The organism is Paenibacillus hubeiensis, assembly GCF_032334105.1.
Classification (GTDB): domain Bacteria; phylum Bacillota; class Bacilli; order Paenibacillales; family Paenibacillaceae; genus Paenibacillus; species Paenibacillus hubeiensis.
Window position 1 is genome coordinate 224,775 of the sequence record NZ_JAVYAE020000010.1, and the last position, 16,277, is coordinate 241,051.

At 53.6% G+C, this 16,277-nt stretch carries 12 protein-coding genes; 8 read left to right on the top strand and 4 right to left on the bottom strand.

Annotation, left to right across the window (positions count from 1 at the left end):
• Nucleotides 1–455 precede the first annotated feature (455 nt).
• Nucleotides 456–1,688: an MFS transporter gene (locus RSX24_RS22985; RefSeq protein ID WP_343261876.1), complete on the bottom strand. Its 1,233-nt coding sequence runs from the start codon at nt 1,686–1,688 to the stop codon at nt 456–458.
• A gap of 106 nt (nt 1,689–1,794) precedes the next feature.
• Here RSX24_RS22985 and mobA point away from each other — a divergent pair, with 106 nt between their 5' ends.
• From mobA to RSX24_RS23020, 7 genes are all read left to right on the top strand, one after another.
• A complete protein-coding gene (gene mobA, locus RSX24_RS22990) occupies nt 1,795–2,412 on the top strand; it encodes a molybdenum cofactor guanylyltransferase (protein WP_343261877.1) in 618 nt (205 codons plus the stop codon).
• Nucleotides 2,413–2,668: 256 nt separating this feature from the next.
• On the top strand, nt 2,669–4,675 hold the full coding sequence (locus tag RSX24_RS22995; protein ID WP_343261899.1) for a beta-galactosidase: 2,007 nt from the start codon (nt 2,669–2,671) through the stop codon (nt 4,673–4,675).
• A 242-nt stretch (nt 4,676–4,917) separates the two neighbouring features.
• On the top strand, nt 4,918–6,708 hold the full coding sequence (locus tag RSX24_RS23000; RefSeq protein WP_343261878.1) for a sensor histidine kinase: 1,791 nt from the start codon (nt 4,918–4,920) through the stop codon (nt 6,706–6,708).
• On the top strand, nt 6,705–7,787 hold the full coding sequence (locus RSX24_RS23005) for a response regulator transcription factor (protein ID WP_339274998.1): 1,083 nt from the start codon (nt 6,705–6,707) through the stop codon (nt 7,785–7,787). Before RSX24_RS23000 ends, RSX24_RS23005 begins: the two co-directional genes overlap by 4 nt.
• 100 nt (nt 7,788–7,887) lie before the next feature.
• Nucleotides 7,888–9,168, top strand: a complete 1,281-nt coding sequence (locus tag RSX24_RS23010) for an ABC transporter substrate-binding protein (protein ID WP_343261879.1) — start codon at nt 7,888–7,890, stop codon at nt 9,166–9,168.
• A gap of 186 nt (nt 9,169–9,354) precedes the next feature.
• Nucleotides 9,355–10,239 (top strand): carbohydrate ABC transporter permease, encoded by an 885-nt coding sequence (locus tag RSX24_RS23015; protein WP_343261880.1) that lies wholly within the window; start codon nt 9,355–9,357, stop codon nt 10,237–10,239.
• Nucleotides 10,236–11,063, top strand: a complete 828-nt coding sequence (locus RSX24_RS23020; protein ID WP_343261881.1) for a carbohydrate ABC transporter permease — start codon at nt 10,236–10,238, stop codon at nt 11,061–11,063. The genes RSX24_RS23015 and RSX24_RS23020 overlap by 4 nt, the downstream gene beginning before the upstream one ends.
• Before the next feature lie 477 nt (nt 11,064–11,540).
• Here RSX24_RS23020 and RSX24_RS23025 read toward each other — a convergent pair whose 3' ends face one another.
• A complete protein-coding gene (locus RSX24_RS23025) occupies nt 11,541–13,037 on the bottom strand; it encodes an aminotransferase-like domain-containing protein (protein ID WP_343261882.1) in 1,497 nt (498 codons plus the stop codon).
• 268 nt (nt 13,038–13,305) lie between these two features.
• Here RSX24_RS23025 and RSX24_RS23030 point away from each other — a divergent pair, with 268 nt between their 5' ends.
• Nucleotides 13,306–13,914, top strand: coding sequence for a LysE/ArgO family amino acid transporter (locus tag RSX24_RS23030; protein ID WP_343261883.1), 609 nt, complete (start codon nt 13,306–13,308; stop codon nt 13,912–13,914).
• Nucleotides 13,915–14,123: 209 nt separating this feature from the next.
• Here RSX24_RS23030 and RSX24_RS23035 read toward each other — a convergent pair whose 3' ends face one another.
• Both RSX24_RS23035 and moaA read right to left on the bottom strand, forming a co-directional pair.
• Nucleotides 14,124–14,960, bottom strand: a complete 837-nt coding sequence (locus RSX24_RS23035) for a methyl-accepting chemotaxis protein (protein WP_236413076.1) — start codon at nt 14,958–14,960, stop codon at nt 14,124–14,126.
• Between the two features lie 265 nt (nt 14,961–15,225).
• Nucleotides 15,226–16,227, bottom strand: a complete 1,002-nt coding sequence (gene moaA, locus RSX24_RS23040) for a GTP 3',8-cyclase MoaA (protein WP_343261884.1) — start codon at nt 16,225–16,227, stop codon at nt 15,226–15,228.
• Nucleotides 16,228–16,277 lie beyond the last annotated feature (50 nt).

Consider the following 16,277-nt stretch of genomic DNA (forward strand, 5'->3'; position numbering starts at 1 on the left):
GGTCAGAACCATCTTCCGATCACTGTTATCCCCAGATTTTTTTGATCCCCTTTTTTCAAAGGGAAAATCCGGTGATAAGCCTATGCTTCCGATGCAGCTTTCTTTCAGAAAGCTTTTAGACCGCTTCGCTTCTCCAGATTCTTTCTGCCCTCTCCGTTATCGTGTAAATGTCTAGTTCAACCTATATAATTGATAATGGTTTTTGAATAAGCTGTTTCATCCTCATTAATAGGAATGTACACATTGTTATCTCGGTAGTGTTCCCATGGTAAATAGTAGCCGTCTCTGCATCTTCACCAATTTGGCGTAATGTAATTAGCTCTTCTTTGGAAACGCATTTTTGATGATGTGAGATAGCAGGTTGTTGTAAATACGAAGAACCGGAACCTATTAAAAAAATCAGGCTTCGGCTTTTCGTGTCGTTGTAACGAGGTTCTAATACCTACCTCCTCAGGTTAACGGTCCTCTTCGTCCATATTGCCCAGTTCGGTCAGTACCGCAGGCTGGTAGCCGTTTCGGCGGTTCATCAGCCACATGACGGCAAACCCCGCTGCGCCGATCAACGAGAAGAACACACCGATGTTGTACATGATCTCGGCACCGAAATTTTGGAAGAGCCAGCCCCCGAACAGGCCCGCGATAACGCCGGACAATCCGCCCCAAGCCATCGTGTATACCGCCTGGCCGGAGGATCGGTACGGTTTGGGGATGAACAGCATCGTGAGCTGGGTGCCGACGTAGAAATAACCGCCAAACGTCACGGAATGCGTCAGCTGAATGAACACGATTTCCAGCGGGCTGGTTGCTCCAGCCATAAGCTGCCAACGGAGAGCAAACAGCAGGCAGATGAGAACGAGATAAGCCAGCAGCATGCTCATTCTGCGTCTGAGCAGACGGTCCAGCAGCAGGAAGACGACTGCCTCGAGGATGGAAGACGTGAAGATGGCATAACCGACCATCTGTTTGCTTCCGCCCATTTCCGTGATGTACAGGGACATGAAGGTACTGTTCATGGCATTGGGCACCGACACCAGCACGCCGAGGCCGATGAACGTCATGAAATACGGGTTGAACATGACCCTGCCGAACCGCCGGAACGTGATGACAGGCGTGTCCGAAGCGATGGGCTGTCTCGGCAGCAGCAGCGAGAAACCAAACGCAATGACGATCATGACGGCAAACACGATGGAGACGCTCCGTATGCCCAGGCGATCGATCAGCGGACCGGCTGCCGCCGCCGTCAACGCCCAGCCCAGTGAACCCCATAACCGGAATGTACCGAACTTCTGGGAGGTTCCGTCGATATATCCCAAGATGAGGCTGTTGGTTTGAGCGAACAAGGGACTTTGAAAAAAATAAAAAACAATCATGGATGCATAGATCCAGGAATACGTCGGTGCATAGAAAACCGCTTGGGCCAACACGAAGGTACCCGCCATCATCAACATCAGCACAACGCGGATATTGCGGGACTTGTCGCTCCAGTACCCCCAGAACGGGTTGGCAAACAATGATACAAACGGGCCGATGGCCATCAGGCTGCCGATCTCGAGCTTCGTCATGCCGATTTCCTGAAGGTACAGCTGCAGAAAGCCGGCAAAGATGGAGATGGCGCCGTAAATGAAAAAGTTATACAGTTTGAGTGAGGTTAAAGAGGCGTTTCCTCTTTCAGGCACGGTTCTATCCAAAGAGGGCCATCCTTTCCGGGTCATATTGTTCAAATGTATCATTTGTTGAAAGGGGATTCAATGTATAGAATAAGTTTATCATGATTGGAATAAAGGGATGATACCGATGACGAATGCAACAACATGGACGGGAATCATATTGGCCGGGGGGTTGTCCAGCCGCATGGGAACGAACAAAACGCTGCTTGTGCTGAATGACGCCACAGTGCTTGAACGGACTGCAGCCGCGCTGGCCCCGGAGGTCTCGCAGATTCTCATCTCGGCCGGGGAGCATACTCGCGATTATGAACGATTCGGTTATCCGTGCGTCCATGATCATTATCCGGGAAAGGGACCGCTGGCCGGTCTCCACGCCGCACTTCAGGCCTCGAGGACCGATTGGAATATGGTCTGCGCCTGTGACATGCCGCGGGTCCAAACCAACCTTTTTGCAGGCTTGAAAAGGATTGCTGCCGAATCGGACATGCAATCGCCCGTCATTGTGCCGCGAGTGAACGGGCGCATTCATCCACTTGCAGGCGTATATCATCGAAGCGTTCTTCCCGGATTGGAACAGCGGCTGCAGGAAGACCGTTTGCGGGTGACCCGCTGGCTGGATGAAATCGGCTGTCGTTATGCGGATGCTGACGAGTTGGAACACGCCGGCGTTCATGCAGCAGAACGGCAGCTGGCTAACATGAACACGCCGGAGGATTATCGGCAGATGCGGACAGAGCCTTTTTGACCCTGAATCAGAGGTTTACCCCGGAAAAGGGTAAAAACAACTTGCCTTGTGCCATCGGCACCCGTATTATACTTCATTATAATCAGTTTAGAGGCGGCAATGAAGTCTCATGAAGTGGGGAAGCGGACTAAGGTCTCCCGAAAAGGGAGTCTTTCTCCGATAATAATGGAAACGCTACCATTTATCTGTGGATGAATTCACTGCATGAGCCAGTGCAAAAACCGATGCCTTGATGACCCAAAGGAGAGTGCTGATGATGAACCGATTGCTGTACGGCGTTGCTTATTATGATGAATATATGCCTTACGAAAGATTGAGCGAAGACATACGAATGATGAAGGAAGCGGGCATTAACGTCGTTCGCATTGCGGAATCGACCTGGAGCACGCATGAACCCCAGAACGGCGTATTCGATTTCTCGTCCGTGGATCGGGTGTTGGACGCCATGCATGCGGCCGGCATTCAGGTCATTGTCGGAACGCCTACGTACGCCGTGCCGACGTGGATGGTCAAGGAACATCCGGACGTGCTGGCCACGACGGCTAAAGGACCCGGCAAATACGGAGCGCGCCAGATTATGGACATCACGAACCCGACCTACCTGTTCTATGCCGAGCGCATTATTCGCAAACTGATCTCGCGCGTATGCAAACACCCGGCGGTGATCGGCTATCAGACCGACAATGAAACGAAGCATTACAATACGGCAGGGGATAACGTGCAGCTGCAATTCGTCAAATACATGCGTGGCAAATTTGCTTCCCTGGACGAGTTGAACAAGGAGTTTGGACTCGATTACTGGAGCAACCGCATCAATAGCTGGGAGGACTTCCCTTCCGTGGTAGGCACGATCAATGGCAGTTTGGGTGCCGAGTTTGCCAAATTCCAGCGTCAGCTGGTCACGGACTTTTTGGCATGGCAGGTCGGCATCGTGAACGAATACAAGCAGGAAGGCCAGTTCGTGACGCAGAACTTCGACTTTGACTGGAGAGGTTATTCCTACGGCATCCAGGGAGATGTGAACCATTTTGCTGCATCACAGCCCTTCGACATCACGAGCGTGGATATCTATCATCCTTCCCAAGATGACCTGACCGGGATCGAAATCTCGTTTGGCGGCGACGTCGCCCGGTCAACCAAACAGGCAAACTATCTTGTCATGGAGACCGAAGCCCAGGCGTTTCTGAACTGGGTCCCTTATCCGGGGCAGCTGCGATTGCAAGCATTCAGCCATCTCGCTTCCGGAGCGAACATGGTCGCCTACTGGCATTGGCATTCGCTGCACAATTCATTCGAAACGTATTGGAAGGGACTGCTCAGCCATGACTTCGAGCCAAATCCGGTGTATGAGGAAGCGAAGACGATTGGACGCGATTTTGCAAGATGGAGCCCGCAATTGGTCAATTTGAAAAAAACGAACCGCGTAGCCGTCCTTGCCAGCAACGAAGCGCTCACGTCGATCAAGTGGTTCGGCTTTCAAGCCCAAAGCGATAAAACCTACAATGACGTGGTGCGCTGGATGTACGACGAGTTATACAAAATGAACGTGGGCTGCGATTTCATCGACCCGTCCGTGAAGAGCTTAGAAGGTTATGATGTCATTGTGGTGCCCGCGCTGTACGCGGCTCCGGACGAACTGCTGGAAAGGCTTAATGCTTTCGTGAAGGACGGCGGCCATGTCGTGTATTCTTTCAAAAGCGGGTTTGCCAACGAACATATCAAGGTTCGCTCCACGCGCCAGCCGGGCATCATCAGCGAAGCTTGCGGCATCAAGTACAGCATGTTCGTGGAGCCAAAGCATGTATCGCTTCAAGGCGACCCTTTTCAAGTCGGTGAAGGGCAAAACCAAGTGCACACCTGGATGGAACTGATAACGCCGACGACGGCCGAAGTGCTCGCTTGGTATGATCATCCGCATTGGGGCACATATGCCGCCATCACGCAAAACGCGTATGGGAGCGGAAAAGCAACCTATGTCGGGTGCTTCACGAGTTCAGCGGTAATCCGCGAAGTGCTTAAGCGGGTTCTAAAGGAATCCGGCGTGTGGGGGGCCGATCAGGAGCTGGCATTCCCATTCATCGTAAAATCGGGCGTCAACGGACAGGGAAAAACGATTCGTTATTACTTTAATTATTCCGACAATCCGGTTTCGTTCATATATCCGCATGGCAGCGGGAGAGAGCTTCATGCGGATGAACCGGTTGAACCCGGTCAGGAGCTGAAGCTGGAACGATGGGGAATGCAAATTATTGAAGAAATATAAACGACCGTTAACGTGGTTGGTCCATGATGGTTTACATTGGCTTGTTAAGTGAAAATATAGAGATGGAGGCGCCCTTGCTGTTTATGCTGGGGCGTTTCATTGTCCTATCGGAAATTATAAACATATCGACACATTTGCTTCCCGTAGGTTTCATGGCGGACTCCCGCTGAACGCGAATGTCTGCCTCGGAAGAAATGAGGATGCACCGTTTTATATTCAAGCGCGATCGGGGGAATGCGCCTATGATTACCGAAATGTATCGCAAGCTGGCTGATCCGTTCAAACGCAGCATCCGCAACAAACTGATCCTGACAATGACGCTGGTCGCGGTATTGCCCGTGCTGGTTATGACCGCGATGGCGGCCGAAAATGCCCGCTCTTCGATGGAGGAAGAGATTATGGAGACCAACCGGGCCAATATGAAGTGGGCTTCGGCTTACTTGGGAGAGCAGTTCGCCCGCATGAACAACCTGATTTACTCGATCCAGATCAGCGATGAGGTGCACCAGTATTTGGCGCTGAACCGGGATGCGTCGGCCTCGAGCCGTTTCGACGAGCAGAAGGCCGTGTTCAACATGCTCAACAGCGTGTACTACTCTGCCGGCAATTATGTGTTCGGCGTGGAGCTGTACCTGAAGGAATTGGATACGTTGTTTACGTTCAACTCCATGGAAAACCGGATTAAATCGGTTTCGGGCATTCCGGCCGAGTATCATGAGCTTTTTGCCGAGCACAAAGATTTTACGATTATCAATGATCCGAACGATCCGGAAAAATTCCATATGACCCGCAGCATGAACCGCTTTGAGGACCAGGCCCAGATCGGAGCGATCAGCCTGGAAATCAAATGGACCGTGTTCAACCAGACGCTGGAGCTGCTGGATAGCCGGGGCGATTACACCGTGTACATCTCTGACCCGTCAGGCCATCCGGTGTATCAGCCCCATTCCGAACTGCAGCCTTCGGCAGAAGCATTGGACAAACTGGCGGATACCCAAGACGATGCAGGTTTGATCCGTACCGAGCGGGAGTATGTCTTTTACCATTCCATCGACCCTTCGGGACTGCGTATCGTCAAGATCGTGCCTGCCCATGTCATTAATGAGAGCGCGTTGGAAACGATGAAATACGGACTTGTCGTAGGCGGCTTGGCTACGCTGATTTCGGTGGGACTGGCAGCGCTCGTTGCCTGGCGCACGGCCAAGCCGATCGTCAGTCTGGCCAATGCCATGAAAGGCATTCGGCTCATCAAGGACAGGGAGGTGGTTCGCACCGGACGCGTGGACGAGATCGGGCTGCTGGAAAAAAACCTGCATGGCATGGCTGGCCGCATCCGCGAGCATATCCGCGAAAACTACCAAATGAATCTGGATAAACGTACGGCAGAGCTGAAGGCTTTGCAGTCCCAGATCCACCCGCATTTCTTGCAAAATACGCTGCAAATGATCGGCGGCATGGTGTATTCGCAAAAGCCTGCCGACACGTACAAAGTGATTCGTGCGCTGAGCGAGATGTTCCGCTACATCGTGCGGGCTCCGGACGGGCTGGTTTCGCTTCAGAGCGAGCTGGACCAGCTTGACCATTACATGCTGATCCAGCAGCAGCGATTTGCAGGCAGGCTCGAATACCATCTGCAGATTGAAGCTGATCTGAAGGGATGTGCCATTCCGAAGCTTACACTTCAGCCTATTGTGGAGAATGCGTTCGTGCACGGCCTGGAAAACAAAAAGGCGCAATGGAAATTAAACATTGAAGTTGCTCGGGAAGGGAAGCAGATCATCATTCGCGTTCATGACAACGGGCTGGGCATGGATGCCGGAAAACGGAGCGAACTGCAAGCCAGACTGGAGCGTGTAGCCATAGAGGGAGACCGGGTATGGAGTGCCGGGACAAGCATCGGCCTTGTAAATGCGGCATCGCGCATCACCATGCATTTTGGTCCTGGTTATGGAATGAGCGTCGACAGCGAAGTAGGAGAGGGAACGACAGTGACGGTACGCATTCCGTTTGACGAGGGAGGAGAAGTCGTATGAGCGTGCAGCCTTATCGAGTGTTATTGGTCGACGACGAACCGTGGAACAGGGATATTTTGCGCAATTTGGGGGAGTGGGAGGAACTCGATATGGTCGTTGCTGGCGAAGCGGAGGATGGGGATCAGGCTTTGCAGCAGCTGCAGCAGCAGAATCCCCATATCATCATTACCGATATGCGCATGCCGGGCACCGACGGGGTTGCCTTGCTGGAAACATTGAGCGCGCAGTTCCCGCAAATCAAAGTGATCGTGGTGAGCGGCTATGATGACTTCAATTATGCGAAACATGCCATTCGGCACCGGGCAGCGGATTATTTGCTCAAGCCGGTTAATCCGGATGAGCTGAACGCCGTGCTTGCAAAGTGCAAGCGTGATCTGGAGAAGGTCCGTTACAGCCCGGAAGGGTGGGAGCCTTATTCCCGGATGTTTGCTGGGGAATTTTCGCGTTTTCAGCAGCAGGTCCGCATTCGATTCAACGAACTGAACATGCCGGAGCTGCGAGATCTTTTCAACCAACTGGAGGAGAAACTGGAAAAAGAGGACATGCGGAAACCGCAGCAATTGGGCAGGGTCGTCCATGATTTGCAGACCCTGCTCGGGGAACTGTGCAGTTCCAATGGAGCGGGTGAGCAATCTGCGGCAGCAAAGCCTGCTCCTCCATCCGCATTGACAACGGCGTCAGCGGCGCTGGCCTGGACGTTTGACCTCTACAGTCAGGCGCTGGAAGGCGTGATCGCGCAGCGGAAGTTCAAGAATAAGCTGAACCTTGAAGAGGTCAGGCAGCACATGGAGCAGCATTGCATGGAAGCGATCACGCTGGAGCAGCTGGCACAAGTCTTTTTTGTCAGCAAGGAATATCTGAGCAAGGCATTCAAAAAGGAATACGGCATCACGGTTGTCGACTACATCGTGCAGCTGCGGATGGCCAAGGCAAAGGAATGGGTGATGGACGACAGCATTCCATTCAAACATATCGCCGAAATGGTCGGGTATGAGGATGTGTCCTATTTTTATCGGGTGTTCAAGAAACATTTCGGCTTGTCTCCCGGAGAGATGCGCAAGGGACAAAGTTTAAAATAATCCAATGCAGAAGCTCCGTATTGTCCAATGAAGCGCTTTCATTACAGGCATATAATGGGCTTATGCAAGACAAACCAGTCACACCGGGAGGTCATGAGAGATGAAGGTATGGAAAAGCGTCGCAAGTGCAGTACTGGTCAGCGTATTGCTCGCAGGGTGCGGTCAGAGCACGGGAACGGACGAATCACAGGGAGGCTCTGCATCCGGCAGTACGGTCAATTTGAAAATATTCGTTGCGCAACCTCGGCTGAAGGAACATTACGATAAATATATAGAACAGTTCAAGGCCAAGGAGAAGGCGGAGAAAAACATTGAAGTAAACGTGCAGCTGGAGATGCCGCCGGCGGACAATGCTGCGCAGATTCTGAAGACACGCTTGGCCTCGAACGACGCGCCTGACGTATTCGCGCTGCACGCGGTCAACGAAATTCCGCCGTTCAGCAAGGCAGGTTATCTGGAAGACCTGTCAGATCAGCCATTCGTCGACAAATTGCTTGATTCGGTGAAACCTTCCGTGACAGATGCCAATGGTAAAATCGTTGCCGTTCCTTTGGAAACGCTGTCATGGGGATACCTCTACAACAAGGATATCTTCAAGGAACAAGGGCTTGAACCGCCAACAACGCTGACTGAAATGAAGGCGGTCGTCGACAAGCTGAAAGCAGCCGGCATTACGCCGTTCGAGCTGGCCTACAAGGAAGCTTGGGTACCACAGCTCTTCCTGCCGCTGACGGTAGGCGCGCTCACCCAATCCGAGCACAAGGATTTCCTGGAAAAAATGAATCAGGATCAGGGTTCGTTTTCCGACATGAAAGCGATGTTTGGTGCCTTTGACCTGGTGACGGCAAACGGCACGGAGAAGGCGCTGGAAGTTGGCGCGGACGACGGAGCGGCTGCATTTGCAACAGGCAAAGCGGCGATGTGGGTACAGGGTCCGTGGTATGCGGAGACCATTCTGAAGTCTAACCCGGACATCCATTTCGGCGTTGCGCCGATGCCGATCAACGACAATCCGGACGATACCAAAATCAATCTGAGCACGTCCACGTCGCTCGCCGTTTCTTCCAGCAGCAAAAACAAGGAAGTGGCGCTCGATTTCGTGAACTACATTCTCGACGACAAAGACTCCAGTGCGTTCTATGAAGCGCTCAAATTCAATCCGGTAGCGAAAGTCCACAACTTTGAAAGTTTCCCTTGGGTGGACGATGCCATGAAATACGTCAATGAAGGCAAAGCCTATCAGGATCCGTCGGTACCGCAGGCAGTGAAGGATGAGTCAGGCAAGGCGCTGCAGGGCTACTACTCCGGACAGTTGAACCAACAACAGGTGATCGATGCGCTCGACAAGGCGTGGAAATCGTACAACAAAGTCAACAAGTAGGAAACTGTGAATCAATGAGTACGCGCTTTTGTTGACAAAGCTCCACAGCAGTTGGAGCTTTGTCAACCCATTAGCGGCCATTTATTCATCACAGTCGCTAAGCTGAAGAAATGGGGTGGCAGACATCGCCTTCCATCCCCCGTTTCTGCTTATATGCTCATCGCAAATAGGGGGAGGACCCGGCCTATGGCTACGAATGTTTTCAAAAAGTATTTATCCTTGCTGGCGTTTACGGCACCGGCCTTTATCATTTATGCCATATTTCTGCTCATTCCGACATTCGGCGGCATGTTCTACAGCTTGACGGACTGGAACGGGCTAAATAAGGACTACAGCTTCATCGGTTTGGGCAACTTCGTGGAGCTGTTCAAGGAAGATCCCGATTTCCTGAATTCGCTGTGGTTCACGATGAAGTACGTCGTATTTATGCTGATTCTGCAAAACGGAATTGCGCTGCTGCTCGCCGTGTTCATCGAGACACGTACGCGCAGCAAAGGATTGTTCCGGACGCTGTTCTTCATGCCGAACATGATCAGTACAATTATCAGCGCCTTCATGTGGACGTTCATCTTTTCCCAAGTGCTGCCGCAGCTGGCCGAAAAGCTGGCGATAACGTTCCTTGACCAACAGTGGCTGGGGGATCCCCAGTTTTCGTTCTACTCGATTCTGACCGTATCGCTCTGGAATGGCGTGGGGTACATGATGATTATCTACCTGGCGGCCTTGCAGGGCGTACCGAAAAGTTTGAAGGAGGCCGCCGTCATTGACGGAGCGAACGCGTTTCAAGTGCTGCGCAACGTGGTCATGCCGATGATTACCCATGCGATCACGATCTGTTTCTTTCTTACGCTGAACGGCGCGTTCAAGGTATTTGAAGTTGTGTATGGTCTGACAGGTGGAGGACCGGGACGGGCTACGCAGGTGATCACGATGAACATCTATGAAGAAGCGTTCTCGAACAATTTTCGTTATGGATACGCCAGCGCCAAGTCGGTCGTGCTGTTTATTATCGTGCTGATCTTTACGCTCATTCAGATTACGGTCATGAAGAAGAAAGAGGTGGAAGCATGAGGATGCAAAAAGTCAACAGCTACCTGATCCGTTTGCTGCTCATCGCAGCTGCTCTCTTCGCCATGCTGCCGATCTATATGGCCGTCGTCAATTCGTTCAAAACGCAGGGAGAAATGTTTCAATCATTCATCGCGCTGCCAACGACGCTGCACTGGGAAAACTATACGGACGCGTTCAACAAAATCAACCTGCTGCGCAGCTCGATGAACTCGGCAATCGTCTCGTTCCTCGGCATCGGCGGTATCGTATTCTGCGCTTCCCTGGCCGGATATAAATTGTCGCGTACAGCCGGGCGGCTGAGCAACCTGATCTTTTTCCTGTTCGTGGCATCGATGCTGGTGCCGTTCCACTCGATCATGATTCCGCTGACGCGAGTGGCGAAAGGGCTTGCGGTACAAGGAAGCACCTACGGGCTGGCCCTCATCTATGTCGGACTTGGCGTCAACATGGCCATCTTCCTCTATCACGGGTTTGTGAAGTCCATTCCGCGCGAGCTGGAAGAATCGGCACAGATGGACGGCTGTAATGAATTCCAGACGTTCTTCCGCATCATTTTCCCGCTGCTGCTGCCGATTACGGTAACGATTGCGATTCTGGACTTCCTGTGGATCTGGAACGACTTTCTGCTGCCGCTGCTCATGCTGACGGACGTTAACCGCTATACGTTGATTCTGTCAACGAATATGCTGTTTGGCGAGTACAACAAGGAATGGCCGCTGATCCTGTCGTCCCTCGTGCTGACCGCCGTTCCGGTCGTCCTGATCTATGCGTTTTTCCAGAAATTCATCATGGAGGGAATCGCGGAGGGAGCGGTAAAAGGCTGAGTGGGTTGGGTTGGGTTGGATTGGATGGGATGGGAACTCCCGAACTGCAAGGTAGCTCAAAGCGGGATGGAGTGAGCAATAAAGTGGGTGGCGAAGCGATCCGTGAAGCAATCTGTGAGGTCACCAATCTTTCGTTTGGAGCAAATGGAGCAAATCAATAAGGGCATTCCGGGCGTCATAACCATGACGGGGAATGCCCTTTTATTCGTGATTTCATCTTGCCCGAGCTGTAACGAACCTGAGACACGTAATGGGGTACTTTTTGGCCCGATTTGAACTAACGAACATCAGCGTCTTTATATCGGGGAAAATAGGACTGCTGCGATCGTTTTGCCTCGAATAACGCGGCTGATGTTCGTTAGGTTTTGGCGGACCCCAAAATCGAGCACATAACGTGCGTAGGGTTCGTTAGCGACGCGGTCAAAACTGCGTGAGTGCTTGTGAGTGTGCTGTGCAAGGGGGCGTTACGTGCGGAATTTAATCCAGCATGCGCTTTGCCGTCTGGGCAAGGATACGCAGGCCGCGTTCCATTTCCTCCGGCGATGCGTAAGCATAGGACAGCCGCAAATGTTCGGCATCCAGGCGGTCGTACAGGTAGCCGGGATGGATTAACACGCCCTGTTCCAGGCAGGCGTGGAACAGTTTGCGGATCGAAGGCTGGCCGGCCGTAAACCGGAGCCAGACGTAGAAGCCGCCGGCAGGCCTGTTCCATTCGGCCAGGCCGCGGAAATGCCGTTCGAGCAGCTCCAGCATGTAGTCCCGCCGCCTGCGCAGCTCGGGGCGCAGGCGTTCCAGATGCTGCTCGTGATGCCCTTCGGCAAACCAGAGTGCGGCAGCTTCCTGGGCGAGGGAGCTGGTTCCGTAGTCGGTTTGCATTTTGATGTCGGCGAGCCGGCGTATGACCGGCTCGGGTCCGACCAGCCAGCCCAGACGCAGTCCGGGGCTGACGGCTTTGGACAGGGTGCCCATGTAGAGCACCCTGCCGTCCCGGTCGCGCGCCTTGAGCGATGGCGGCGGCGGGGCTTCCAGCCACAGATCCGCGTACGCGGCATCCTCCAGGATGGCGATGCCGGAGGCGTGGGCTGCGGCCAGCAGCTCTTGGCGGCGCTCTTCGCTCATCAGCGCGCCGGTGGGGTTATGGAAGCTCGGGATCGTGTAGAGCAGCGAGATGTTGCTTTTGCCGACCCCGCCGCGCCGGGCAGCTTCTGCCAGAGCCGGGAGCAGCGGTCCTTCGCCATCCATGGCGATGCCGTTCAATTTCAGCCCGGCGGACTGAAAAGCATGGATCGAATACAGATAGGACGGACGCTCCAGCATCACCGCCGATCCGCGCGGAAGCAAACCAACCGATATGAGGTGCAAGGCCTGAATCGAGCCGGACACGATCAGGATGGATGCCGGAGAAGCTTGCACGCCATGTGCCTGCAAATGGGCCGATATGGCGGTGCGCAGCTCCATGCTGCCCTGCGGTTCCATGTAGTTCAGGGTGCGGCTTCGTTCTGGCAAGGAGCGCAAAATGGCCTGAAAGGCATCATGCGGCATCAGCTCGGGAGCAAGCTCGCCCGTCCCCAGCCGGATGATGCCTGGCTGGAATTCCGCCTCGTTAATATGCTGGACCTCAGGCAGGTTGGGGTAATGCGATCCTTCCTCGACGGCTTCGTTCCAATTTGGAAAGGCTGCTGCCTCATGGGCGATCGCATGCCAGCCAGCTCCGCAGACATACGTGCCCCCGCCATGACGTCCTTCAATCATGCCTGCGGCAGCGAGATTGTCCAGCGCGGTGATCAAGGTGCTGCGATTGACCCCCATGGCCTCCGCCATGGCGCGCTGCGCAGGCAGACGGTAACCGGCCGTCCACTCGCCTGCCATGATTTTATCGCGGATATGGAGCTCGATCTGACGGTACAGCGGCAAGGGGGATGCGGGGTTGGGCTTCCAGCCTGCAGCTGTTTGGCCATTGTCGGCATGTTTCATGCCGGTCATCACCTCCAGTAAACGGAATGGGAAAACAAGCGGGTTGTGGGGAATGGCCGCACGGCTGGTCAGCGTGAAGCGCAACTTGATATTTGAGAAACTAATGTCTAAACTCGGCACTCATCGTCAATACTCGGGCGCTTCCTGAGCGTGGCTTAATATGCAGTAACTATACCATTTGGTTGGCTGCGATGCCATCCAATTGGCTGGATACATATTGCATCCTCTCCGCTACCATGACAGTAGAGCACAAAAGGAGGATGCATAAATGGAGGTCATTATGCATGCCGCCATGCTGGCGTTTGGTCTGATTTTGCCGCTTGGCGTGCAGAACGTATTTGTTTTCAACCAGGGCATGATGCAGCCCAACCTGATTCGGGCACTGCCAGCCGTGATTACGGCGGGGCTCTGCGATACATTGCTGATCGGAGCCGCGGTCGGGGGCATTTCGCTTGTCCTGCTGCAGTGGCCGTTATTGGCAGGCGCATTGTATGCCTGCGGCGGCTTGTTCCTGTTATATATGGCATGGAGCGTCTGGCGATCGACCGGGGCAACCAATGCAGCACCGAAGCTGATTGCGCCGGGAAGGCAAATCCTATTTGCTGCTTCGGTATCTTTGCTCAATCCGCACGCATTGCTGGATACGGTAGCAGTAATCGGGACAAGCTCGTTGCAGTACGATGGCAAAGAACGCCTGCTGTTCGCGATCGTGGCCGCAGCGGTTTCGTGGATCTGGTTCTTCGGATTGGCAGGCGCGGGCAGGTGGGTTGGCGGAAGCGATCGTTCCGGCCGGGTCGGATGGTGGTTCAACCGTTTGTCGGCGGCAGTGATGTTTGCCATGGGGATCATGATGCTTTGGAAATGGATGGCGGTTTGAAACACGTTCTTGTTAAAGGTTCCACGACTGGGATAGGGTCCTCACAACCCGCATGAACTGAAAAAGCTTCCTGCCATTGATCGCAGGAAGCTTTCTGGATTTCAAGGAAGTCATTGATGCAGAATGCTCAGAAATGAATGCTCTTTGGGGGAGAAATAAGCCTCATAAGATATGCCGCATTGCGCGCAGGCTTTCCTCCGCATAATCCGTCAGTCGGCTCGAAGCAGCATGGACTCTATGAACGTTTTCAGCTCTTGGCTGACGCTGTTCAGATGTTCGATGACATTGCTGAACTCCGTCACCAGTTCAGCCTGTTGATTGCTGGACTGGGTGATGGAGGTAATCTCCGATTCCATCTGGCGAATGGAATCCTGCACTTGTTTCAGGGAACGTTCAATGTTCACGGTGGCCTCTTTGGTTCCGCTCGAGAGCTTGCGGACTTCGGAAGCGACCACGCCGAAGCCGGCACCGGCTTCGCCTGCCCGCGCAGCCTCGATGGCTGCATTTAGGCCAAGGAGGTTCGTCTGCTCGGAAATTTCGCGAATGAAAGAAGCAACCTTGTTAATTTCGGCCGAATTCTGGACGGCCTGCCGGGAGTTGTCCAGAATTTGAGTCGAAGAAGCGGTCAGCTCTTCGGAATGGGCAGCCACGGTCTGCACCATGTCGGTCAATTGCCCGCCAATGCTGCTGATCAATTCGGTGAATTGCTCCAGTTTTTGTTCGTTCCGCAGCGAAAAGCCGATCGCGAGCGCACCGACGATATGCCCTCCCTCATCACGAATCGGTGTTGCGGCAGAATTGATGGCGGTTCCGTAAAAATGCTCGGCAATGCGGTTGGCCGACGTTTCGCCGTCCACAAGCGCTCGCCGCAGCGTAGGGTCATCCAGCGAGATCGCATCGCCTGCCTTGATTCCGAGGTCGAGGTCTTCGCTGGGCACGTAATATCTGAATTTCTCCATGTCTGTGACGGCGATCATGAGGTTGTGTTCCCTTAGCATGATTTTGAAATAAGGGCTTGCGGCAACAAGGGCATCAATGATATTCAATCTATTCAGCTCCTATACATGAGTGATGTATACAAATGATGCAAGTAGGCCTCGCCAGAAGACAGAATGACGCTAAAAAGATGCTGCGGCTGAATTCTGCTCCGGATTTTACTATTATATAGCGGATCGATGGGCAAGTGGAGCATAATCTCCTTGCCAAATCCACGATATGAAAGCCGCCCGGAATTCCGGGCGGCTTTCATGCAGTCGTAGATATGGTTTCATGGCGGCAAATGGACGGGAGCAGGGGACGATCAACCAATCGTTACCCGCCGATCTGGGACATGCGCCGTACGGTCGGCGTATGGCTTTGCATTTTTTTCTCCAGGGCAAGCGCCATTTCATGGTTCTTCGGTTTGTTGCCCAATGCCTTGAGGAAGAGCGCGGCCATCGCGTCCGGGTCGTCCACGTAACGCCGGACGTTGTATTCGTCGGACCAATACAGGCATGCTTTGATATGACCGTCTGCCGTGAGGCGGAGCCGGTTGCAGTTATCGCAAAAGTGATCGCTCACCGGGTGAATCAGTCCAAAGGTTCCTTTTGACCCAACCACCTTCATGTTGCGCGAAGGGCCGTTCCCGGCAGGACCCGCCGTGTTTTCCACTTCCCAGCCGGCTTCGGCGCACACATTCGTCACCGTTTCCAGCGGCAGATATGACTTGCGCCACGCCTCGGTGGCATGACCGATCGGCATATATTCGATGAACCGCACATGCAGCGGCTGTTCCAGCGTCATGGCGATGAAATCCTTGATTTCGTCATCATTGATGCCTTTCATCAGCACCACGTTCAGCTTGATGGGAGCCAAACCGACTGCCGTCGCGGCTTCGATGCCTTTCAGCACCTTGTTCACGTCCCCGCCCCGGGTAATCATCGAAAAACGGTCCGCGTGCAGGGAGTCGAGGCTGATGTTGATCCGGTTCAGCCCGGCGTCTTTGAGCGACTGGGCCTGCTTCTCCAGAAGCAGCGCATTGGTGGTGAGCGCGATATCCTCAATGCCTTCGATCGCCGAGATCATGGCAACCAGCTTATGCAGGTCTTTGCGGACAAGCGGTTCTCCCCCGGTCAGACGCACTTTGCGCATACCCATCGGAGCGAGCACCTTCAGCACCTGGGCGATTTCTTCATAGCTCATGATCTGGTCATGCGGCGCAAACTCCATGCCTTCGGCAGGCATGCAGTACACGCAGCGCAGATTGCAGCGGTCCGTAACCGAAATACGGATGTAGTCATGTATCCTGCCAAACGAGTCCTGAAGCATTTCCATGCAGACCACCCTTTCATTGACTCGGATTGGATTATTTCTATTTGAAAATG